Genomic DNA, 22,666 nt, shown 5'->3' with positions numbered 1-22,666 from the left:
GTTACATTTCGAACCCGGAAGCTAAGCCTTTCAGCGCCGATGGTACTGCAGGGGGGACCCTGTGGGAGAGTAGGACGCCGCCGAACAATCTTTAAAAAAGCCCCGGTGGGAACTTCGGTTCCCACCGGGGCTTTTTTGCGTTCCCACACTTCCTCAATCGCCCTCCCGGCCCGGCCGTTCTGTCCGACCCCGCTGTTCGCCTCGGTGATGACTGCGGGTAAGGTCAGGAGGCATCGTTGGCACGTTCCCACAGGAGGCCCCCGGGTGGAGGTCCAGGAGACGCGCGTTCAGACCGACCGCGTGCTCACCATCCCGAATATCCTCAGCATGGCGCGCCTGGTCGGCGTACCCGTTTTCCTGTGGCTGATCCTCTGGCCGGAGTTCGGGGGACCTAAGCACGACATCTGGGCGCTGGTCGTGCTGGCCCTGAGCGGCGTGAGCGACTACCTCGACGGGAAGCTCGCCAGGCGCTGGAACCAGGTCAGCAGCCTCGGCCGGCTTCTCGACCCGGCCGCCGACCGGCTCTACATCCTGTCCACGCTGGTCGGCCTGACCTGGCGGGGCATTCTTCCGTACTGGCTGACCGCCGTCCTGCTCGCCCGTGAGGCGATGCTCCTGGTCATGGTGTGGATCCTGCGGCGCCACGGCTATCCGCCGCCCCAGGTGAACTTCCTCGGCAAGGCCGCGACCTTCAACCTCATGTATGCCTTTCCGTTGCTCCTTCTCAGTGATGGAACTACCTGGCTGCACTCGCTCGCTGCTATTTTCGGATGGGCGTTCGCCGGATGGGGTACAACGCTGTACTGGTGGGCAGGGATCCTCTACGTGGTTCAGGTCCGCCGTCTCGTGAAGGCGGACACCGCAGCCGACTGAGCTCGACCCTTGTGATTGGCCTCGTCGAGGCTGGACGCCTGTAAGCGGTATTTATAGGCCACCCGGGCGAGTGAAGTCGGCAAAACCGTCGTCTCTTCAAGGAGGACGCTTCCGACATGAAGGCCGTCGTGATGGCCGGCGGCGAAGGCACTCGCCTTCGCCCCATGACCTCAAGCATGCCCAAGCCGCTCCTGCCGGTAGCCAACCGGCCCATCATGGAGCACGTGCTGCGCCTGCTCAAGCGGCACGGTCTCAGCGAGACCGTGGTGACCGTCCAGTTCCTCGCCTCCCTCGTCAAGAACTACTTCGGTGACGGTGAGGAACTCGGCATGGAGCTCACCTACGCGAACGAGGAAAAGCCACTCGGCACAGCAGGGAGCGTGAAGAACGCGGAAGAGGCGCTCAAGGACGATGCCTTTCTGGTCATCTCCGGTGACGCCCTCACCGACTTCGACCTCACCGACCTGATCGAATTCCACAAGGAGAAGGGTGCGCTCGTCACGGTCTGCCTGACCCGGGTGCCCAATCCGCTGGAATTCGGCATCACCATCGTCGACGATGAGGGCAAGGTCGAGCGCTTCCTGGAGAAGCCCACCTGGGGCCAGGTCTTCTCCGACACCGTCAACACCGGCATCTATGTGATGGAGCCGGAGGTCTTCGACTATGTCGAGGCCGATGTGCCCGTCGACTGGTCGGGCGACGTCTTCCCCCAGCTCATGAAGGAAGGCAAGCCGATCTACGGCTATATCGCCGAGGGCTACTGGGAGGACGTCGGCACCCACGAGAGCTACGTCAAGGCGCAGGCCGACGTGCTCGAAGGCAAGGTCGACGTCGAGATCGACGGCTTCGAGATCTCTCCGGGCGTATGGGTCGCCGAAGGCGCTGACGTCCACCCGGACGCCGTCCTCCGCGGGCCGCTCTACATCGGCGACTACGCGAAGGTCGAAGCGGACGTCGAAATGCGCGAGCACACCGTGATCGGGTCCAACGTCGTCGTCAAGAGCGGCGCCTTCCTGCACAAGACCGTCGTGCACGACAACGTCTATATCGGGCAGCAGAGCAATCTGCGCGGCTGCGTGATCGGCAAGAACACGGACATCATGCGGGCGGCCCGCATCGAGGACGGCGCGGTCATCGGGGACGAATGCCTGGTGGGCGAGGAATCCATCATCCAGGGCAATGTCCGCGTCTACCCGTTCAAGACCATCGAGGCGGGCGCCTTCGTCAACACCTCGGTCATCTGGGAGTCCCGGGGCCAGGCGCATCTGTTCGGGGCGCGGGGCGTGTCGGGCATCCTCAATGTGGAGATCACCCCGGAGCTGGCGGTGCGGCTGGCAGGGGCGTACGCGACGACGCTCAAGAAGGGCTCGACGGTCACCACCGCGCGTGACCACTCGCGCGGTGCCCGTGCGCTGAAACGGGCCGTGATCTCTGCCCTTCAGGCCAGCGCCATAGACGTACGGGATCTGGAGAACGTACCGCTGCCGGTCGCTCGCCAGCAGACCGCGCGGGGCAGCGCCGGCGGCATCATGGTGCGTACGACGCCGGGGGTCCCCGACTCCGTCGACATCATGTTCTTCGACGAGCGCGGTTCGGACCTTTCCGCCGGCGGCCAGCGCAAGCTGGACCGCGTGTACGCGCGCCAGGAGTACCGGCGGGCGTTCCCCGGCGAGATCGGCGATCTGCGCTTCCCGTCGAGCGTCTTCGACTCCTACACCGGTTCGCTGCTCCGGGACGTGGACTCCTCCGGGGTGGCCGAGGCCGGGCTCAAGGTCGTCGTGGACGCCTCGAACGGCAGCGCGGGGCTCGTTCTGCCCAGCCTGCTCGGCCGGCTGGGCGTCGACGCCTTCACCATCAACCCCGGCCTCGACGAGTCGCGGCCGACGGAGACCGCCGAAGACCGCCGCTCCGGGCTGGTGCGGCTCGGGGAGATCGTGGCGTCGGCGCGAGCGGCGTTCGGCGTGCGGTTCGACCCGGTGGGCGAGCGGCTGTCGCTGGTCGACGAGCGCGGCCGCATCATCGAGGACGACCGGGCCCTGCTGGTGATGCTCGACCTGGTCGCCGCCGAGCGGCGCAGCGGCCGGGTGGCCCTTCCGGTCACCACCACGCGTATCGCCGAGCAGGTGGCCGCGTACCACGGCACGCAGGTGGAGTGGACGACGACGTCGCCGGGCGATCTGACCAGGGTCGGGCGCGCGGATTCGACGATCTTCGGCGGTGACAGCCGCGGCGGCTTCATCATCCCGGAGTTCAGCAGCGTCTTCGACGGCACGGCGGCGTTCGCGCGGCTGATCGGGCTGGTGGCGCGTACACAGCTCACGCTCAGTCAGATCGACGCGCGCATCCCGCGGGCCCATGTGCTCCGGCGTGACCTGGCGACCCCCTGGGCCGTCAAGGGCCTCGTCATGCGGCATGTGGTCGAGGCCGCCGGCGACCGCTCCGTGGACACGACCGACGGGGTGCGGGTCGTGGAGGCCGACGGGCGCTGGGTGATGGTGCTGCCCGACCCGGCGGAGGCGGTCACCCACTTGTGGGCCGAAGGCCCGGACGACGCGTCGGCCCAGGCGCTGCTCGACGAATGGTCCGCGATCGTGGACAGCGCCGGGCGCTGACCCCTCGGCGCGGCGGCGTCGTCCCCCGCGGGCCCGGACCGGCACGCCGGTAGGGCCGTTGGGAGACGACGCCGCCGACGTGCGACGATGTGCGGCATGTCGCAGCAGCCCCCGTCCCGGAGCAGCGCATCGCCGCCGAAGCGTCCCGATGCCTCCATGTCGCTGCTGACCAACGTCATGGACCACAGTCTGGACGACGGCTATGCCGAGGCGGCGGAGCGGCGCCGCGCGGACGGCGAGGGCGGCCTGCCGCGTACGCTGCGCGCGAAGTTGGGGCTCGCCGCCGGGCTCGTGCTGGCCGCGGTCGTGGTCACCGTGGGGGCCGCGCAGGCCCGGATATCAGCTCCGACGCTGGCCAAGGAGCGGGAGCAACTCATCGACCGCATCCAGCGGGAGACATCGGACGCGGACAAGCTGAAATCGAGCGTCGACGCGCTGCGGGACAGCGTCGGGGCGACCCAGCGGGACGCCCTGAAGCAGCACGGCGGCGACAAGGCCGAACTGGTCTCGCTCCTCGCCGGCGGGACCGCCGTGCACGGCCCGGGCGTCAAACTGGTCATCGACGACGCCAAGGAAGCCGACCAGGGAGGCGGCGGCCCCCGCGAGAGCAATGGCTTCTCCGATACGGGCCGGGTGCGCGACCGCGATATGCAGCGCGTCGTGAACGGCCTCTGGCAGTCGGGCGCCGAGGCCGTCGCCGTCAACGGGCAGCGGCTCACGGCACTGTCGGCCATTCGGGCCGCCGGTGACGCCATACTGGTCGACAACAAGCCGCTCGTACCGCCGTACACCGTTCTCGCGGTGGGGGACGGGAAGCGGCTGCGGAGCGGCTTCCAGGACAGCGCCGACGGTCTCTATCTGCATGTGCTGCAGAAGGACTACGGGGTCCGCGTGAGCATCTCCGCTCAGGACGAGGTGCGGTTGCCGGCCGCGCCGAGCCTGATAGTACGTAACGCACAACCGCAAGCCGGTGGCGCCGACAAGAGCGGCACCGACACAGGGAAGGGCACATCGTGATCGCCGTATTGGGCCTCGTCGTGGGAGTCGTGGTCGGACTCGTGGTCCGGCCCGTCGTGCCGACTGTGGTCGAGCCCTACCTGCCGATCGCCGTGGTGGCGGCGCTGGACGCGGTGTTCGGCGGCCTGCGGGCGATGCTGGACGGGATCTTCGACGACAAGGTCTTCGTCGTGTCGTTCCTGTCCAACGTCGTGGTGGCCGCGCTGATCGTCTTCCTCGGCGACAAGCTCGGCGTCGGGGCGCAGCTTTCCACGGGTGTCGTGGTCGTGCTCGGCATCCGGATCTTCTCCAACGCGGCCGCGATCCGTCGGCACGTCTTCCGGGCGTGAGGCCGATGAGCGCCGACGACACGCCCGGGCAGTCGGGGGAATCCCAGGAACCGCAAGAGCCGCGAAAGCCGCAGAAGCCTCAAGAGCCAGTGCGGCCCGAGGTGGAGGACGAAGAGGTCGCCCCGGCTCCTGCCGTGACGGGCCGTCAGAGGCTGCTGGCCGGACTGTGGCCGCCGCGGGTGACGCGGGCCCAGCTGATCGTCGCCCTCCTACTGGGCGTACTCGGGCTGGGGCTGGCCATCCAGGTCCGGTCGACCAGCGACAACAGCAATCTGCGCGGCGCCCGCCAGGAGGACCTCGTACGGATCCTGGACGAGCTCGACAACCGCACCCAGCGGTTGGAGGACGAGAAGCGGGGCCTGGAGAACCAGCGCACTGAGCTGGAGAACAGCTCGAACCAGGCCGCTGAGGCCCGTAAGCAGACGGCCCAGAAGGAACGCCAGCTGGGTGTGCTCGCGGGCACCGTGGCGGCGCGTGGCCCCGGCATCGAGCTCACTGTGAGCGACCCCAAGAAGGCCGTACAGTCGGACATGCTCCTCGACGCCATCCAGGAGTTGAGGGCGGCGGGCGCGGAGGCGATCCAGATCAACGGGGTGCGCGTGGCCGCCGACACCTACTTCTCGGACGCAGGCGGCAAGGTGGAGATCGACGGTCAGAAAGTGGCACCTCCCTACCGGTTCAAGGTGATCGGCAAGCCGCAGGACCTTGAACCGGCCCTCAACATTCCGGGCGGGGTGGTGCAGACTCTGCAGAAGGAGCAGGCCACTGCGTCCGTCACTCGTTCTGAGAAGATCGTCGTGGACGCCTTGCGGTCCGCTGAGCGGCCTGACTACGCTCGGTCGTCATCGCAGTGAGGCGCACAGGCTCGGGGGCTCCGCACCCGGGACATGACGTTGCGGGGGGTCGGCGCACCAAGAGGGGGGTGCGTGGTGGAAACTGTCTGTTGACCACGGACGTTGTAAAGATGTCCGGGTCGGATGGTGTGTGCATCGAGGGTTTGTCCTGCCCCACGGGCGGGTCTGTTTCGGTCAAGGGGAATCGCCCGTGAAGTTGTTTGCGAAGTTGTTCGGCAAGAGCTCGCGCCAGGAGGGCGGCAGCGGTGCTGCGCGCCACCGGGCGCAGCGGCCGGTGGAAGGCACAGAGGCGTCAGAAGAGCGCCCGCTGTTCCGGGATCAGGTGGGAGGCCCGGGCGACGATGCTCCGGGCGGCCAGGGCGCGTCCGGGCGCATAGGTTCTCCGGGACCGTCGACCTCAACTGCGGGTGGAGGTACAGCCTTGGTGTGTACGAGGTGCGGCAACCGCAATGGTGAGTCCAGCCGGTTCTGCTCCAACTGCGGTGCGCCGCTGCGTGGTGGCGCGTCGTCCGAGCGGGCTTCGGAGACGACCTCGACCATCTCCATCTCCGGTCTTGAGGCGTACGAGTCGGAGGCCACCGGCCAGACGCCGACCCCGTCGCTCTCTCCGGAGGCGCAGGCCGCCGTCGACGCGCTGCCGATGGGCTCGGCGCTGCTGGTGGTCCGCCGCGGTCCGAACTCGGGCAGCCGCTTCCTGCTGGACGGCGACCTGACCACGGCCGGCCGCCACCCGCAGGGCGACATCTTCCTCGACGATGTCACCGTCTCGCGGCGGCACGTGGAGTTCCGGCGCGAGCCGGAGGGCGGCTTCACCGTCTCGGATGTCGGCAGCCTGAACGGCACGTACGTCAACCGGGAGCGGATCGACTCGGTCGCGCTGGCCAACGGCGACGAGGTGCAGATCGGCAAGTACCGGCTGGTCTTCTACGCGAGCCAGCGGGGCATCTGACCCGCCAGGGAAGGGCTATGCGTCAGACACCGGCGGGGAGTGCCGAGGGCGGCACCGCCACCGCGGACGGCCAGTTGGTGAGCATCGGCATGGTGCTCACCCTGCTGCGCGACGAATTTCCCGAGGTCACCGTCTCCAAGATCCGGTTCTTGGAGGCGGAGGGCCTCGTCGAGCCGCAGCGCACGCCGTCCGGGTACCGCAAGTTCAGCCAGGAGGACGTCGAGCGGCTCGGGTGCGTGCTGCGCCTGCAGCGCGACCACTACCTGCCGCTGCGGGTCATCCGCGAGTACCTCGACGCGCTGGCCCGGGGGGAGCAGCTGCCGCTGCCCGCGCCCGGACAGCCGAGGGATCTGCTGGACGGCGCCGCGGAGCTGGACGCGGAGGGCCCCACGGCCGTCCAGGTGGGCCGTGAGGAGCTGCTCGGGGCCACCGGGGTCACCGAGCGTGAGCTGGACGAGTGGCAGTCCTACGGTCTGATCGAGCCGAATTCCGGCGGCGGCTACGACGTCGAGGCCGTGGCGGTGGCGAAGCTCGTCGCGGACCTGGGCCGGTTCGGGCTGGAGCCGAGGCATTTGCGCGTCATGAAGGCCGCGGCCGTTCGCGAGGCGGACCTGGTCGAACAGGTGGTCGCGCCGCTGCGCAGACACCGCAATCCGCAGACCAGAGCCCATGCGGAGGCCACCGCGCGGGAGCTGGCCGCACTGTCCGTACGGCTGCACGCGGCGCTCGTAGCGGCCGCGCTGCGGGCGTGACCACACCGACCGGCGGGTGCCCGACTACCCAAACCCGCCGGGCACGTCCTAGGGTTGCTGTGTGAACGAGCTCGATGTCGTGGGTGTCCGGGTGGAAATGCCCTCCAACCAGCCGATCGTGCTCCTGCGGGAAGTGGGAGGCGACCGCTACCTCCCCATTTGGATCGGCCCGGGGGAGGCGACGGCCATTGCCTTCGCCCAGCAGGGCATGGCGCCTGCCAGACCGCTGACCCACGACCTTTTCAAGGACGTGCTGGAGGCGGTCGGCCAGCAGCTGACGGAGGTCCGCATCACGGACCTGCGCGAAGGCGTGTTCTACGCCGAGCTGGTCTTCGCGAGCGGGGTGGAGGTCAGTGCCAGGCCCTCCGACGCCATAGCGCTGGCGCTGCGCACCGGGACGCCGATCTACGGCAGTGACGGTGTGCTGGACGACGCCGGCATCGCGATCCCGGACGAGCAGGAGGATGAGGTGGAGAAGTTCCGCGAGTTCCTCGATCAGATCTCGCCGGAGGACTTCGGCACGAACAGCCAGTGAGGCGCCGACCGGGCTGCCGCAGGGCATTCGGCTAGCCTTTCCCCGCGGGCGGATACGCGAAACCACTCTTAGGGTGATTATCACTCGGCGTGGCGAGTGTGGCGATCGTTGACGCACCCCGGGTGACTGCCTACCGTCGAGACGGCAGGTCAAGGACGGAGGGTCGGCGTGAGAAGCACCGGCGACGGCACGGCGGCAGGCGGTCCGTATCCGCTTCATGGGGGAACGGCCGAACCGTTGCCCGGACACCCGGGGGCGGTCTCGGTGTCGCCCGAGCCGGTGCCGGAGACCATCGGGTACCGCGGGCCGACCGCGTGCGCGGCGGCGGGCATCACCTACCGGCAGCTGGACTACTGGGCGCGCACGGGGCTCGTGGAGCCGACCGTGCGGTCCGCCCACGGCCCGGGCGGCCAGCGGCTCTACAGCTTCCGCGACGTCGTCGTGCTGAAGATCGTCAAGCGGCTGCTGGACACGGGCGTGTCGCTGCAGAACATCCGGGCCGCCGTGCAGCACCTGCGCTCGCGCGGCATCGGCGACCTCGGCCAGATGACGCTCATGAGCGACGGGGCGACGGTGTACGAGTGCACGTCGCCCGACGAGGTCGTCGACCTGTTCCAGGGCGGGCAGGGGGTCTTCGGGATCGCCGTGGGCGTGGTCTGGCGGGATGTGGAAGGCGCCCTCGCGCAGCTGCACGGCGAGCGCGTGGACACCGGGGAGACCCTCGCCGGTCACAACCCCGCCGACGAGCTGGCGCGCCGCCGCAACCGCGCGGGCTGAGAGCCCGCCTGCCGGGTGGCGAGCGCCCGGACGTGACACGGGTTCCGCCGCTTCCGAGCCGCGCCGCGGGGCCGTTGTCAGTGGTGTGAGGCAGCATCTGTTGGTGTGAGAGGTTCGCCGACGATCCTGCATCTGGACATGGACGCCTTCTTCGCCGCGGCGGAGCAGGCGGCCAAACCCAGCCTGCGCGGGAAACCGGTCGTGGTCGGCGGCATCGGGCCGCGCGGGGTGGTGTCCACGGCTTCGTACGAGGCGCGGGTCTTCGGGGTGCACTCGGCGATGGCGACGGCCCAGGCTCGCCGGCTGTGCCCCAACGCCGCCTATCTGACCCCCCGGTTCACGCTGTACCGCCAAGTGAGTGAACGGGTCATGGAGCTGCTCGCCGAGCTGTCGCCGCTCGTCGAGCCGCTCAGCCTCGACGAGGCGTTCGTGGACCTGGAGGCGGGCGGCGCGATCACCGCCGCGGCCACGTCGGCGGACATACGGGCCGTGGGCGAGCGGCTGCGGCGCGACATCCAGGCGGCCACGGGGCTCAGCGGGTCGGTGGGGCTGGCCGGATCCAAGATGCTCGCCAAGATCGCCTCCGAGGCGGCCAAGCCGGACGGGCTCGTCCTGATAGCGCCGGGCACGGAGCTGGAGCTGCTGGGGCCCATGCCGGTGCGGACGATCCCGGGGGTCGGGCCCGCGACGGCCGAGACACTGCGCCGGGCGGGGATCGGCACGGTCGCCGAGACCGCCGAGGCCGGCGAGGCGGAGCTGGTGCGGCTGCTGGGCAAGGCGCACGGCGCGGGGCTGTACGCGCTGGCCACCGGCCATGACGACCGCCCGGTCGTCGCCGAGCGGGACGCGAAGTCCGTGTCGGTGGAGGACACCTTCGAGGAGGACGTGACCGACCGGACCCGTGTGCAGCTGGAGATCACGCGCCTCGCCGACCGGTGCGTACAGCGGCTCAGAGCCGCCGGGCGGTCCGGCCGGACCGTGGTGATCAAGGTGCGGCGCTACGACTTCTCGACGCTGACCCGCTCGGAGACGCTGCGCGGGCCCACCGACGACCCTGGGGTCGTCCGGGAGGCGGCCGCGCGGCTGATCGAGGGGGTGGACACCACGGCGGGCGTGCGGCTGCTGGGGGTGGGCGTCACGGGGCTCGCCGACTACACCCAGGAGGACCTGTTCGCCCAGGCCGCCACCGCGCGCTCGGAGCAGGAGCAGGCGGCGCGGGCCGCTGAGGAGGCCGGAGCGGCGCAACGGGCCGGGGCCGGGGCGCCGGAGGCCGCCAAGGGCGGGGAGGAGCGGGAGGAGCCCCGGCCGCGCCGCTGGCTCCCCGGGCTGGATGTACGCCACACGGAGTTCGGGGACGGCTGGGTGCAGGGCAGCGGCGTCGGCCGGGTCACCGTGCGGTTCGAGACGCCCTGGTCCCCGCCGGGCCGGGTGCGGACCTTCCCCGTCGACGACCCCGCGCTCGAACCGGGGGAGCCGATCTCGCTGGTGCGGTCCGCCGGCGGTCAGCCGTCAGGGCCCGAAATCCGGCCGAATTCCCGGCCCGAGGAGGCGTCCCGGCCCGCCGGGGCCGGGGAGTCCGCCACGGGCGCGGGAGCCCTGCCCGGCGCGGAGGCGTCCAGCCCGTAGTGGTGGTACAGCTGGAGCTCCTGCTCCGGGGAGAGGTGGCGGCCGACGCCGAAGTCCGGCGCGTCCTTGATCAGAGCCCGGTCGTACGGGACGCGCAGGGCGTCCGCGACGAGGTCGCTCGGCTCCAGCGGCACGAACGCGTCCCGGCTGAACAGGCCGGTGCGCACGGCGGCCCACTCGGGCTTCCCGGTCGCGTCGTCGAGGTACACCTCGTCCACCGTCCCGATCTTCGTGCCGTTGCGGTCGAACGCCTTGCGGCCGATGAGCCCGCGCGGATCGATGTCGGTCTGCAAGAGGTCCTCCAATGGGTCCCGGGAGATCACAACTACTGCCCGAGACCTACGAAAAGCCACATTTCGCCAGCTGGCCACTTGAGGGATCGGCCGCAGATCGCGCTGGTAGGCTGGCGAGTGGCTGCAGACCCCATGCGGGAGAGTCCTCCGAAGGCTTCGTCGGAGGCGCCGAAGGAGCAAATCCTCCCCGGAATCTCTCAGGCACACGTACCGCACGGACGAGGTCACTCTGGAAAGCAGGGCGGGCCACGCACCGGTACAGCGCCGAAGCCCCTCCTCACCGACGGTGAAAGCCGGTTCGCCCCGGGCGGCCCGGTGAAGCTCTCAGGTTGAGATGACAGAGGGGGAGGCCGTCCGGGTACCCGCGCCACGGTGCCCCTCGCAGGTCGCGACGACCAGGAGGCCCCCGCAGATGAACGACAACCGCATCCCCCTTTCCGATCTTGAACGTGGAACGCCGTTCGAGCACCGCCATATCGGGCCGGACAGTGCCGCCCAGGCCAAGATGCTCGCCCAGGTCGGATTCGGCTCGCTCGACGAGCTCACCGCGGCCGCCGTACCCGATGTGATCAAGAGCGCCGAGGCGCTCCGGCTCCCCGAGGCCCGCAGCGAGGCCGACGTCCTCGCCGAGCTGCGCACGCTCGCCGACCGCAACCAGGTGTTGTCCCCGATGATCGGGCTCGGCTACTACGGCACGTTCACGCCGCCCGTCATCCTGCGCAACGTCATGGAGAACCCCGCCTGGTACACGGCGTACACCCCCTACCAGCCGGAGATCTCGCAGGGCCGGCTGGAGGCGCTGCTCAACTTCCAGACCGTCGTCGCCGACCTGACGGGGCTGCCCACCTCCGGCGCCTCGCTGCTCGACGAGGGCACCGCGGCCGCCGAGGCCATGTCACTGGCCCGCCGCGTCGGCAAGGTCAAGGACGGCGTCTTCCTCGTCGACGCCGACGCGCTGCCGCAGACCATCGCCGTCATACGCACCCGGGCCGAGCCCACCGGGGTCGAGGTCGTCGTCGCCGACCTCTCCGAGGGCATCCCGCAGGAGATCGCCGAGCGCGGCGTGTTCGGCGTGCTGGTGCAGTACCCGGGCGCGTCCGGCGCCGTGCGCGACCCGCGCCCGGTCATCGAGCGGGCGCACGAACTCGGCGCGATCGTGACGGTCGCCGCCGACCTGCTGGCCCTCACCCTGCTCACCTCGCCCGGCGAGCTCGGCGCGGACATCGCGGTCGGCACCACCCAGCGGTTCGGAGTGCCGATGGGCTTCGGCGGCCCGCACGCCGGATTCATGGCCGTACGGGAGAAGTTCGCGCGCAGCCTGCCCGGCCGCCTCGTCGGCGTCTCCGTGGACGCGGACGGCAACAAGGCGTACCGCCTGGCCCTCCAGACGCGTGAACAGCACATCCGCCGCGAGAAGGCCACCAGCAACATCTGCACGGCCCAGGTGCTGCTCGCGGTCATGGCCGGCATGTACGCCGTCTACCACGGCCCGGACGGCCTGGCCGCCATCGCCCGCCGTACGCACCGCTACGCCACCGTGCTCGCCGAGGGGCTGCGGGCCGGCGGCGTCGAGGTCGTGCACGGCGCCTACTTCGACACCCTCACCACGCGCGTGCCCGGCCGGGCCGCCGACGTGGCCGCCGCCGCCCGCGAGCGCGGCGTCAACCTGCGCCTCGTCGACGCCGACAGCCTCTCGCTCGCCTGCGACGAGACCACCGGCCGCGCCCAGCTGGCCGCCGTGTGGGCCGCCTTCGGCGTCGACGCGGACATCGCGGCGATCGAGGCCCTGGACGCGTCCGCCGCCGACGCGCTCCCCGCGGAGCTGCTGCGCACGGACGAATACCTCGCCCACCCGGTCTTCCGCCGGTACCGCTCCGAGACCGCGATGCTGCGCTACCTGCGCAAGCTCTCCGACCGGGACTACGCGCTGGACCGCGGCATGATCCCGCTCGGCTCCTGCACCATGAAGCTCAACGCCACCGCCGAGATGGAGGCGGTGACCTGGCCCGAGTTCGCCGCGCTGCACCCCTTCGCCCCCGTCGACCAGGCCCAGGGCTACACCACGCTCATCACCGAGCTGGAGGAGCGCCTCGCGGAGGTGACCGGCTACGACAAGGTGTCGCTCCAGCCGAACGCGGGCTCGCAGGGCGAGCTGGCCGGGCTGCTGGCCGTACGGGCGTACCACCGGGCCAACGGGGACACCCAGCGCACCGTCTGCCTCATCCCCTCCTCCGCGCACGGCACCAACGCCGCCAGCGCGGTCATGGCCGGCATGAAGGTCGTCGTCGTCAAGACCGGCGACGACGGCGAGGTGGACGCCGACGACCTGCGCGCCAAGATCGAGCAGCACGGCGACGAGCTGGCCGTGCTGATGGTCACCTACCCCTCCACGCACGGCGTCTTCGAGGAGCACATCAGCGAGATCTGCGCGGCCGTGCACGACGCGGGCGGTCAGGTCTACGTGGACGGCGCCAACCTCAACGCCCTCGTCGGGGTGGCCCAGCCGGGCCGGTTCGGCGGCGACGTCTCGCACCTGAACCTGCACAAGACGTTCTGCATCCCGCACGGCGGCGGCGGCCCCGGCGTCGGCCCGGTCGGCGTGCGCGCGCACCTCGCCCCGTACCTGCCCAACCACCCGCTCCAGCCGACCGCGGGCCCGGAGACCGGCGTCGGCCCGGTCTCCGCCGCTCCGTGGGGCTCCGCGGGCATCCTGCCCATCTCCTGGGCGTACGTCCGGCTGATGGGCGGCGAGGGGCTCACACACGCCACCCAGGTCGCCGTGCTCGGTGCCAACTACATCGCCAAGCGCCTGGAGCCGCACTACCCGGTGCTCTACACCGGTCCGAACGGGCTCGTCGCGCACGAGTGCATCGTGGACCTGCGGCCGCTGACCAAGGCGACCGGCGTCAGCGTCGACGACGTCGCCAAGCGCCTCATCGACTACGGCTTCCACGCGCCGACGATGTCGTTCCCGGTGGCCGGGACGCTGATGATCGAGCCGACGGAGAGCGAGGACCTCGCCGAGCTGGACCGGTTCTGCGAGACGATGATCGCGATCCGGGCCGAGATCGAGCGGGTCGGCTCGGGGGAGTGGGCGAAGGACGACAACCCGCTGCGCAACGCCCCGCACACCGCGGCCGCGCTGGCCGGCGACTGGGAGCGCCCGTACAGCCGTGAGGAGGCGGTGTTCCCGGCCGGAGTGTCGGCCGCGGACAAGTACTGGCCGCCGGTCCGGCGCATCGACGGCGCCTTCGGCGACCGCAACCTCGTCTGCTCGTGCCCGCCGCTGGAGGACTACGACAACTGACGGGGCCCGCTCGCCTCATAGGTCGGGGCCGGTTCGGCGAGTCGCCGGGCCGGCCCCTGCTGCGCTGTGTGTGCGCCGCGTCAGGCGGCGGTCATCACGTGTTCGGTGCCGAGTGGCCGGTGCGGGTCGATGATCTGCCCGTCCGGCAGCAGCTCACCGGTGTCCTCGAAGAGCAGGACGCCGTTGCACAGCAGGCTCCAGCCCTGTTCCGGGTGGTGCGCCACAAGATGGGCGGCCTCACGGTCGGCGGAGTCGGCTGTCGGGCATGGTGGCTGGTGCTGGCACATGGATGGGTTCTTTCGCTGCGGTGTAGTGAGTTCGCTGCGGCTGCTCGATGCGGTTTTCAAGGCCGCCCCCCGTTGTCAACTCAATCGGTCAGTCCCAGTGTTGCCCTACGGACGTGATTTCGCAGGGATTTCACGGGAGCTCTCCTCTGCTAGAGAAAGACGCGTCACCCATGAGGACGGTTGCCGCCAACAGCGCGGTCTCTTCGGGTGGTTCGGGGTGGTCATTGTGAGCTAGTCCGCGCGATGGCCCGCTGTGACGGACGTGAGAGCGGTGACCGTAGCAGAGCGCCCCACGGCCGGGAAGCCGTGGGGCGCTCTCGTATGGGTCGGGGCCGGCCGCGGGTCCGTCAGGCGGGGGAGCCGAGCAGCGGCGTCGGGGTGAGCCGGTGGGTGAGCACCGGCAGCAGGTCGGCGACGCGGTGCGGACGGTGCGCGGCGATGCCGGGCGGCGCGGGGGCGAGCGGCACCAGCAGGTCGCCGGGGGCGGGCCGGCAGCTCGACGCGTCGGCGACGGGGTCGCCGTGCAGCCAGAGCGTGAGCATGTAGAGCTCGGGTACGGACAGCAGCCGGGGCTGGTAGGGGGTCGTCAGCGACTCGGCCTGGCGCAGGGCCCGTTCGGTCGAGGCGACATACGGACCCTCGAAGAAGTGCGAGAACGTCCAGCCGTCCGGGGTGAGCATCGTCTCCGCTGCCGCCGCCGCTGCCGCGGTGGACTCGGCGCTCCGGATGAGGAACCGCCATCCCGTGAGCCGCGTGCGGGGGTGGCCGCCGAGCGCGGTGATCTGGTCCAGGACATACACCGGAAGCGGGGACTCCGGGGTCAGCTGCCCTTGCAGGGCCTTGAGGGACGGGGTGCGTGTCGCGCGGACGGCGGTGGGGGAACCGAGGGCCGCGAGAACGCTGCGCAGGGCTGGCGCTGGGGCTGGGGGGACATGCAGCGGCATGGTGAATCGCCTCTCACTCAGGAGACACGGTGGTGCTGGGCAGGTGCGGACGGCGCTGTCAGCGTGCGGGGTCAGAGGGGGGCCGGAACCGACTGCCGGGGCGCCAACTCTCTGCCTCGTTCGCGAAGTTTATACGACAGGTGTTCATATGGTGTTTCACCTAGCCGTCCCGGGCATTGCTGACAAGGCGCAATCAGGACCGGCCTGCCAGGCGATTTCGGGTATTCTGCGACCCGTCCGCGCCCGCCACCTCGTGCTTTTCCTCCGGTAGGGTAGGCCGGATAGTGCCGGTGCTTATAGCCGAGAATGTGCGACGTCCTGGTACAAGTCACTATGCCGACTGAAATTGCCGGAGCGGGATTCACTGAGATCATATCGGGTAACCCGTTTCGGCAGAGCGTTATCGATCACATTCTTGGGCATCATCAAACGTGACACCAGCGGCTGACGTCGTGGTCGACCCAGTCGAGGAGGGACGCTTCGATGGGGGAGAAGGTCGTGGCCGCCGGGTTCGACCTGTCCGACCGGCAGCGCTACCGAGGGAAACTCCGGCAGTGTCTGGAGGGGTTGTCGCGACTGCTGGAAGACGGGTGCTTCGATCGCCCGAAGAACCTCATGGGGCTGGAGATCGAGCTGAATCTCGCGGGCGCCGACGGAGCCCCGAGAATGATGAATGCCGAGGTGCTGGAGCGCATTGCGAGCCGTGATTTCCAGACCGAGCTCGGTCAGTTCAATCTTGAAGTGAACATTGTGCCGCACCGGCTGCGCGGCAGGGTTCTCGACCGGCTCGCGGAAGAGCTGGGCACGGGTCTGTCCTACGCCGACCGAAGAGCCCAGGAAATCGGCGCCGGGATCGTGATGATCGGCATTCTGCCCACCCTCGCCGCCCAGGACCTGGTGCCCGGCAACCTCTCCGACGTCGACCGCTACATGCGGCTCAACGACGAGATGGTCGCCGCCCGCGGCGAGAACTTCACCATCGACATCGACGGCGTCGAACGGCTGACCTGCACCTCGCGGTCCATCGCCCCCGAATCGGCCTGTACGTCCGTCCAGTTGCACCTCCAGGTGACCCCCGGCCGGTTCGCCGCCGTCTGGAACGCCGCGCAGGCGATCGCCGCCGCCCAGATAGTCGTGGGCGCCAACTCGCCCTTCCTCTTCGGGCGCGAGCTGTGGCGGGAGTCCCGCCCGCCCCTGTTCGTACAGTCCACCGACACCCGCCCGCCGGAGCTGAAGGCCCAAGGCGTACGCCCGCGGACCTGGTTCGGGGAGTGCTGGATCACCGACGCGTTCGACCTCTTCGAGGAGAACGTGCGCTACTTCCCGCCCCTGCTGCCGATCTGCGGCGACCAGGACCCGATGCGGGTGCTCGACGCCGGCGGCGTCCCCTCCCTCCAGGAACTCGTGCTGCACAACGGCACCGTCTACCGCTGGAACCGGCCGGTCTACGACGTCGCCGGCGGCGTCCCCCATCTGCGCGTCGAGAACCGCGTCCTGCCCGCCGGCCCCACGGTCATCGACGTCATCGCCAACGCCGCCTTCTACTACGGGCTGATCCGGGCGCTCGCCGAGGCGCCGCGCCCGGTGTGGACGCGGCTGCCGTTCGCCGTGGCGGCGGACAACTTCGAGGCGGCCTGCCGGCACGGCATCGACGCCGCGCTGCGCTGGCCGCGGCGGGGCCGGGGCGCCGGCTCGGGGCTCGTACAGGTCCCGGCCGTCCAACTGGTCCGCGAGGAACTGCTGCCACTGGCCGCGGCCGGCCTCGACGCCTGGGGCGTCGAACCCGCCGACCGCGACCGCTACCTGGGGATCATCGAGGAGCGCTGCCGACGGCGGATCAACGGAGCGTCCTGGCAGGCAGCGACATACCACGAGGCGATGGCGGCCGGGCTGGAACGGGACGCCGCCCTCGCGGCCACCACGCGCCGCTACTGCGAGCTGGCGCGAACGGGGGAGCCGGTGCACACGTGGCCGGTCGGGACCGCGGACTGAGGGCAGCAGCAGCGGCAGGTGCCTGACGGGCGGGGCCGCTGACGGGCGGCCGGGGCAGCGGGCCGGCGACCCGGTCGCGGATCGCCTGCCAGCGCCGTTGGACGACGCCGTTCCGGCGCGCGGCGTGCCCCCGTGTGCTTCCGGTTCCGCGTCATCGGGCAAGCTATGACGTCCTGGGGCCCAGGGCCTGGGCGGTGACAGGGCGCGGTCGCGCGACGCTCGCAGCGGCCCCTCGTGCGTGGTTCCCGAGCCCGTATCCGAGGCCCTGGTGAGATGGTGCGCGAGTGAAGCGGTATTGCGGAAGTGGAGCATGGTGTGCTGCAGGAGGCGCGTGACGTGGAGGTTTCCCTGCCCGAACAAGGGCTGCCGCGACGGGTCCTGCGGAACGAGACGGTACTGGTGCTGGCGCTGTCACTCGGCGCCAGCGCGGTATCGGCGCTGGTCAGCTTTGTCGGCTCGATCACCCGGCCCGGCGAGTTGAAGAACCAGGCGGCCACGCTCGTCGGCTCGCACGCGCCGGGCCGCCCGTGGCTGGACCTCGCATGGCAGCTCTTCGGCATCGCCACCGCGCTGGTGCCCGTATTCCTGGTGGCGCATCTCCTGCTGCGCGAGGGCGTGGGGCTGCGGGCGATCGGGTTCGACCGCAAGCGGCCGGGTTTCGACCTGCGGTGGGGAGTCGCGGTCGCCGCCGCCATCGGCGGCACCGGACTCCTCTTCTACCTCGGCGTGCGGGCGGCCGGGTTCAACCTGACGGTCGTCCCCGAGTCGCTGCCGGAGGTGTGGTGGAAGATCCCGGTGCTGATCGCCTCCGCGGTGCAGAACGCCGTGCTGGAAGAGGTCATCGTCGTCGGCTACCTGCTGCGCCGGCTGGGGCAGACGGGCTGGACGCCGATGGCCGCGCTCGTGGCCAGCGCGGTGCTGCGCGGCTCGTACCACCTGTACCAGGGCGTCGGCGGGCTGCTCGGCAATATGGCGATGGGCGTCGTCTTCGTGCTGCTCTACCGGCGCTGGGGACGGGTCGGGCCACTGGTCGCCGCGCACGCGCTGATCGACATCGTGGCCTTCGTGGGGTACGCGCTGCTGGCGGGGAAGGTGGGGTGGCTGCCGACGGCGTGAGGCCGTGGTCGCCGCGGCGGCCTGCCCGAGCCGTACGGCAAGGGGCCGCCGCTGCTATGGGCCCGCCCCGCCCGCCGTCAGGGCCGGGCCAGGAGTTCGCCGTCGATGACGGTGACGGCGGTGCCGGTCAGCAGCGTACGGTCGCCGCGCAGCGCGGTCCGTACGAGGCCGGTGCGGGCGGTTCCCTGAAAGCCGGTCAGCTCGGCGCGGCCGAGGCGGGCGGACCAGAAGGGGGCGAGCACGGTGTGCGCGCTGCCGGTCACCGGGTCCTCGTCGATGCCCACGTTCGGGAAGAAGCAGCGGGAGACGAAGTCGTAACCGCGGGCGGGGTCCTCGGCGGCGGCCGTGGCGATGACGCCGCGCCGGGAGCACCGGGCGAGCACCGCCAGGTCCGGGGCCAGGGCCCGTACCGTCTTCTCGTCGGCCAGTTCCACCAGCAGATCGCCGACGGCGGGCCCCGAATCATGGACCGAGAGCGGTTCGGCGCCGAGCGCCTCGGGCATGCCGGTGGGTGCCTCGACCGGCGTGACGGGTGAGGTCGGAAAGTCCAGGGTGATGGCGCCGTCGTCCCGTGCGGTCGCGGTGAGGGTGCCGCAGCGGGCCGTGAAGCGGACGGTGCCGGTGGCGGCGCCCGTGGTGTGCAGGACATGCGCTGTGGCCAGGGTGGCGTGGCCGCACATGTCTACCTCGGTGGCCGGGGTGAACCAGCGCAGCGCCCAGTCGGCGTCGGACCCCGCGGGCAGCGGGTGGGCGAAGGCCGTCTCGGAGAGGTTGACCTCGGCGGCGACGCGCTGGAGCCAGGCGTCGTCGGGGAAGGGGCCGGCGTCGAAGAGGAGAACCCCGGCCGGGTTGCCGCCGAAGGCGCGGTCGGTGAAGGCGTCGACGATTCGTATCCGCATGGCAGCGACCGTAGCCGCGCGGTGAGAGCGCGGGCCATGGCCAATTCCGGGAACGTGGCCCGGGCGGGTGGTGGAGCTGCCGGAGGGCACGCTGCCGGTGTACTGGGCGGAGCGGACCGCCAAGCACCACCGGGGACTGGTCCGCAAGCAGGCCGGCGTGACATACGACCAGGCCAGAGCCCGCGGGATCGTCGAGCAGTCGATCCGCATGGAGGCCGCGGCGAAGAACCGCCCGGCGGATCTGATCAACATCGCGCTGGAGAAGGTGGTGGAGGCCGGGCTGGAACTGCCCGGGTTCTCCACCTTCGACAAGATGGCCTCGAAAATCCGCACCGAGGTGAACGCCTCGATCTGCACGGGCATCCACGACCGCATGAGTGCTGCTCAGCGGGCGGGGCTCATGCGGCTGCTGGAGGAGCGCGACAGCGACGGGACGACGCTGTTCAACCGGCTGAAGAAGCCCGCCAAGGGCCCGACCTGGTCGCACTTCAAGAACCTGACCAAGCGTCTGGAATGGCTGAACGGGCTCGGCGACACCGACGTGTGGATGGATGGAGTCGCCGCGGGGAAGGTCACCGACTTCGCCGGGGAGGCGGATGCGGCGGACGCCTCGGAGCTGCGGGACTTCGTCCCCGTCAACCGCATCGCACTGGTCGCGGCCCTGACGCACAAGGCGGCGGATGAGGGTGCGGGACGACCTGGCGACGATGTTCTGCAAGCGCGTGGCGACGAAGATCAAGAAGGCCAAGGCGGAGCTGGGAGCGTTCATACGCCGGGAGTGGTCGCCAGAGGACGTGGTGGCGTGCTGGACGCCGGCGGGTAGCGACTGGGATCTAGATGGTTGATTCCAAGGTCAGTGGTCGTAGGCGATCAGTGACCGGATGAGTGGTTGTCCGGTCTTGTGGTTGTGCCAGATCGCGGCGGTCAGAGCGAGGAGTCGTTGCAGAATTCGGACCATGACCCCGGCGGGCGTGCGGCCACCGTGGCGTTCGAGGTCGAGCTGGGCTTTCAGGGTCTGGTTGACCGACTCGATCAGTTGCCGCAGCGGTTTGAACAGTTCGGCTCCGGCCTGCTGGGGTTCGCCCTTGCGGGCCGGCCGCAGCAGACGGACTCCCAGCCGGGCGAGGTCTCGTTCGAAGTCGCGGCCGTAGTAGTTCTTGTCGGCGAGCAGAGTGGGTCCGCTCCGGTCGGCGAGCAGGCCGGGGTCGACGTGGAAGATGTCCAGCAGTACTTCGCGCTCCGCGGCTTTGGCGCCGGTCAGTGCAAAGGCGATGGGCAGGCCGTGCAGGGTGCAGACCAGATGCAGGCGCAGGCCCCAGAAGAACCGTGAGTGGCTGGAGCAGTAGCCGTACTCGGCCCATCCGGCCAGGTCGGAACGTTTCGCGGTCTCGCGGGAGCGTCCGCACTCAACGGGCGTGGAGTCCACGATCCATACATCGTCAGTCCACAGGGCGGTATCGGTGGCCAGCTCGCGCAGGACCAGCCTGACCAGTCCGCCGGCCCGCCGCAGACGCTTGTTCCAGCCCGGCTGCTGCGGCAGGTACGGGAAGAGATACCGCAGGTGGGCATGGGCATAGCGCAGCCAGCGGGCTTCGGAGACGAAGCCCGACAAGGCCTGCATCACCGCGAGGGTGACCAGCTCGGCGTCGCTGAGCTTGGGTGCCAAACCCACTCGCGGCCGCCACGGAGCCAGATGCGGCGACGCCTTCAAAAGGTCATCGACCCGCACGTACAGTGCAGTTGCGAGGGTGTCTATCTCGGTCGTCACACATCGAGACTGGGCACCCTCGCGTCCACGCAGCTACCCCTTGGAATCAACCATCTAGTCGCGAACAAGTCCGGCCCGACCCGGCTCGGCTTCGTTATCTGGAGTCACTGAGGCAGTGTCCAGGACGTGCAGCACGTACGGGTGAAGCCCCCTCGGCCCCGTCCTGGATGGGATTACCTTCCGTCATCCCCGGAACCCGGCCAGCACGGCCGATCAGACAGCAACGGAGTCCCGCCGTACCCGCTGAGCAGTACGGACGCTGAATCAGCGCCGCCTGCGCGCAGGACGGCTCTCCGGCCGCGGGGCCTGCACTCGCGTGTGCCCTGCACGCCCTCAACGAGGTCTCCCAGGGCGTCGGGCCGGGCCCCGCCGCCGCGGTGCTGCCCATCTCCTGCCGGGACGGATCCGGGCTCGGGCCAGTTCGCGGCCGACACCCAGGACGCGGAGATCCTGGCCAAGCGCGTACACGAGATGTCCGCCGACCGGTCGTACTCGCGGCGGGTCTTGCGCTGTATCAGGATGGCCGGGGCGCCGTCGAAAGGCTGGCATCGGGCGCGGTGAGCGCGGTGCACACCGGGTGTGGTGCTGACGCGCGAGGTGCGGCCCTGACCGCGCCGTACTGTCTATGCCCTGATCGAGCGCGGCCCGCTCGGCGTCGTCCAGTTCAGCGGTGCGCAGGACGTCCCCGGAGGAGATCCCCGATCTCGTCGGGACGCTGTGGCGGCAGACCAGGCACGGGCCATGATCGCTTGCGTACGCGGGCGGAGCTGTCGCTGATCATGTCGTGCGGATCGGTCCCGCACGGTGGGTTCCGGTAAGCAGAGCTTCGGCATGCTTGCGGAAAGCGGTGACCAGACGGCTGCGGTCGCCGGTGCGCGTGGCGAGTACGACCTGGCTCGGTTCGACCCCATGCAACGGGACGGTGGTGAGGCTGGGATGCAGGCCGGTCGCGTGGTCGAGGGGCGGCCCGATGGCCACGGCCTGCCCGGCGGCGATGAGTTCGTGTTTGTCCTCAAGGGCTTCGACCAGGGGGCCGTCGGGCGCGGGCCGCCCGTCGGGCCGGGGATCGAGCCGCCAGTAGGCGTTCAGCAACGGGTCGGACTGGCGTACGTGGGGGATCGGCTCGTCGGCGATGTCGCCGAGGGTGACCGACTCCTTGCCGGCCAGACGGTGGTCCCGGGGCACGACCAGTACGCGCGGTTCGTCGTAGAGGACGGTGACGCGCAGCTGGTCGGTGGGGAACGGCAGGCGCGTCACCACCGCGTCGACGCGGTGCTCCAGCAGCGCGCCGCGCGAGTCGTTCCAGGCGAGCAGGCGGGTGTGGACCTCGGCATCGGGATTGCGGTCGAGCAGGGCTCGCACGGCCGGAGTGATGACCAGCCCCTTGGTGTAGCCGATGGTGATGCTGCTGGGCCGGGCCGCGGCCCGGGTGTGGGCCATCGCTTCGACCGCGGCGCGCAGCACCCCCTGGGCCCGGGGCAGGAAAACCTCACCGGCCTCGCTGAGCCGGGTGCCGCGCGTGGTGCGGTCGAGCAGGCGGACGCCCACTTGCTGTTCGAGGCGGCGGATCTGCCGGCTCAGCGACGGCTGGGTGGTGTGCAGCGCTTCGGCGGCACGGCCGAAGTGCTGGTACTCGGCGACCACCGTGAAGCACTGCACCAGCCGGAGGTCGAGGTCCACGGGTGCGGGGAAGCGTTCGGACACCATCCCACTCTAGCTGGCCTTATACGCAGCGT

The 22,666-nt window shown here is 70.3% G+C and carries 19 protein-coding genes, 1 rRNA gene, 1 pseudogene and 1 riboswitch; of the genes and pseudogenes, 15 read left to right on the top strand and 6 right to left on the bottom strand.

The window, feature by feature from the left end; genetic code table 11:
* The 11 genes and pseudogenes from rrf to AC07AB_RS33785 form a co-directional block, all read left to right on the top strand.
* Positions 1–86: ribosomal RNA gene (gene rrf / locus AC07AB_RS33835) — 5S ribosomal RNA — on the top strand; the annotation flags it as partial.
* A 178-nt stretch (positions 87–264) separates the two neighbouring features.
* Positions 265–873, top strand: a complete 609-nt coding sequence (gene clsA / locus AC07AB_RS33830; protein WP_478575257.1) for a cardiolipin synthase ClsA — start codon at positions 265–267, stop codon at positions 871–873.
* A gap of 116 nt (positions 874–989) precedes the next feature.
* Complete coding sequence (locus AC07AB_RS33825) at positions 990–3,485, top strand: sugar phosphate nucleotidyltransferase (protein WP_478575254.1); 2,496 nt, start codon at positions 990–992, stop codon at positions 3,483–3,485.
* Positions 3,486–3,581: 96 nt separating this feature from the next.
* The gene (locus tag AC07AB_RS33820) at positions 3,582–4,502 is read left to right on the top strand and encodes a DUF881 domain-containing protein (protein ID WP_478575251.1); all 921 of its coding nucleotides are present in this window, start codon (positions 3,582–3,584) and stop codon (positions 4,500–4,502) included.
* Positions 4,499–4,831, top strand: coding sequence for a small basic family protein (locus AC07AB_RS33815; RefSeq protein ID WP_030364457.1), 333 nt, complete (start codon positions 4,499–4,501; stop codon positions 4,829–4,831). The genes AC07AB_RS33820 and AC07AB_RS33815 overlap by 4 nt, the downstream gene beginning before the upstream one ends.
* Positions 4,832–4,836: 5 nt before the next feature.
* Positions 4,837–5,685: a DUF881 domain-containing protein gene (locus AC07AB_RS33810; protein ID WP_478575247.1), complete on the top strand. Its 849-nt coding sequence runs from the start codon at positions 4,837–4,839 to the stop codon at positions 5,683–5,685.
* A gap of 82 nt (positions 5,686–5,767) precedes the next feature.
* Complete coding sequence (locus AC07AB_RS33805; protein WP_478575265.1) at positions 5,768–6,634, top strand: FHA domain-containing protein; 867 nt, start codon at positions 5,768–5,770, stop codon at positions 6,632–6,634.
* 17 nt (positions 6,635–6,651) lie between these two features.
* The gene (gene ftsR, locus AC07AB_RS33800; RefSeq protein WP_478575244.1) at positions 6,652–7,386 is read left to right on the top strand and encodes a transcriptional regulator FtsR; all 735 of its coding nucleotides are present in this window, start codon (positions 6,652–6,654) and stop codon (positions 7,384–7,386) included.
* A 61-nt stretch (positions 7,387–7,447) separates the two neighbouring features.
* On the top strand, positions 7,448–7,921 hold the full coding sequence (locus tag AC07AB_RS33795; protein ID WP_030874883.1) for a bifunctional nuclease family protein: 474 nt from the start codon (positions 7,448–7,450) through the stop codon (positions 7,919–7,921).
* 168 nt (positions 7,922–8,089) lie between these two features.
* Positions 8,090–8,698, top strand: a complete 609-nt coding sequence (locus tag AC07AB_RS33790; protein WP_478575241.1) for a MerR family transcriptional regulator — start codon at positions 8,090–8,092, stop codon at positions 8,696–8,698.
* 105 nt (positions 8,699–8,803) lie between these two features.
* Positions 8,804–10,291: pseudogene (locus AC07AB_RS33785) on the top strand (DNA polymerase IV); the annotation flags it as partial.
* Here AC07AB_RS33785 and AC07AB_RS33780 read toward each other — a convergent pair.
* Positions 10,201–10,617, bottom strand: a complete 417-nt coding sequence (locus tag AC07AB_RS33780) for a PRC-barrel domain-containing protein (protein WP_478575238.1) — start codon at positions 10,615–10,617, stop codon at positions 10,201–10,203. The pseudogene AC07AB_RS33785 and the gene AC07AB_RS33780 overlap by 91 nt on opposite strands.
* Positions 10,618–10,742: 125 nt before the next feature.
* A riboswitch (glycine riboswitch) is annotated at positions 10,743–10,840 on the top strand.
* Between the two features lie 189 nt (positions 10,841–11,029).
* On the opposite strand from AC07AB_RS33780, the gene gcvP reads away from it, so the two are divergent.
* Positions 11,030–13,924: an aminomethyl-transferring glycine dehydrogenase gene (gene gcvP / locus AC07AB_RS33775; protein ID WP_478575235.1), complete on the top strand. Its 2,895-nt coding sequence runs from the start codon at positions 11,030–11,032 to the stop codon at positions 13,922–13,924.
* A gap of 80 nt (positions 13,925–14,004) precedes the next feature.
* Here the strand turns inward: gcvP and AC07AB_RS33770 are convergent, their stop codons facing one another.
* Both AC07AB_RS33770 and AC07AB_RS33765 read right to left on the bottom strand, forming a co-directional pair.
* On the bottom strand, positions 14,005–14,211 hold the full coding sequence (locus tag AC07AB_RS33770) for a DUF5999 family protein (protein ID WP_478575233.1): 207 nt from the start codon (positions 14,209–14,211) through the stop codon (positions 14,005–14,007).
* Positions 14,212–14,558: 347 nt separating this feature from the next.
* Positions 14,559–15,155: a hypothetical protein gene (locus tag AC07AB_RS33765; protein ID WP_478575230.1), complete on the bottom strand. Its 597-nt coding sequence runs from the start codon at positions 15,153–15,155 to the stop codon at positions 14,559–14,561.
* 483 nt (positions 15,156–15,638) lie between these two features.
* Here AC07AB_RS33765 and AC07AB_RS33760 point away from each other — a divergent pair, with 483 nt between their 5' ends.
* Positions 15,639–17,147, top strand: a complete 1,509-nt coding sequence (locus AC07AB_RS33760; RefSeq protein ID WP_478575227.1) for a glutamate-cysteine ligase family protein — start codon at positions 15,639–15,641, stop codon at positions 17,145–17,147.
* 303 nt (positions 17,148–17,450) lie between these two features.
* Positions 17,451–18,263, top strand: a complete 813-nt coding sequence (locus AC07AB_RS33755; RefSeq protein WP_478575224.1) for a CPBP family intramembrane glutamic endopeptidase — start codon at positions 17,451–17,453, stop codon at positions 18,261–18,263.
* Positions 18,264–18,340: 77 nt separating this feature from the next.
* On the opposite strand, the gene AC07AB_RS33750 is transcribed toward AC07AB_RS33755, so the two are convergent.
* Complete coding sequence (locus AC07AB_RS33750) at positions 18,341–19,162, bottom strand: PhzF family phenazine biosynthesis protein (protein ID WP_478575221.1); 822 nt, start codon at positions 19,160–19,162, stop codon at positions 18,341–18,343.
* Between the two features lie 67 nt (positions 19,163–19,229).
* Between AC07AB_RS33750 and AC07AB_RS33745 the strand changes: the two genes are divergently transcribed.
* Entirely contained in the window at positions 19,230–19,985 is a 756-nt protein-coding gene (locus AC07AB_RS33745; protein WP_478575218.1) for a DUF4158 domain-containing protein, read from the top strand.
* A gap of 30 nt (positions 19,986–20,015) precedes the next feature.
* Here the strand turns inward: AC07AB_RS33745 and AC07AB_RS33740 are convergent, their stop codons facing one another.
* Entirely contained in the window at positions 20,016–20,930 is a 915-nt protein-coding gene (locus AC07AB_RS33740; RefSeq protein WP_478575216.1) for an IS982 family transposase, read from the bottom strand.
* A gap of 777 nt (positions 20,931–21,707) precedes the next feature.
* A complete protein-coding gene (locus AC07AB_RS33735) occupies positions 21,708–22,634 on the bottom strand; it encodes a LysR family transcriptional regulator (RefSeq protein WP_402051501.1) in 927 nt (308 codons plus the stop codon).
* Positions 22,635–22,666: the final 32 nt, after the last annotated feature.

Source organism: Streptomyces sp. NPDC044033 (assembly GCF_056434425.1).
The sequence above is the reverse complement of the archived record's forward strand: the minus strand, read 5'-3'. Positions and strand labels throughout refer to the sequence as shown.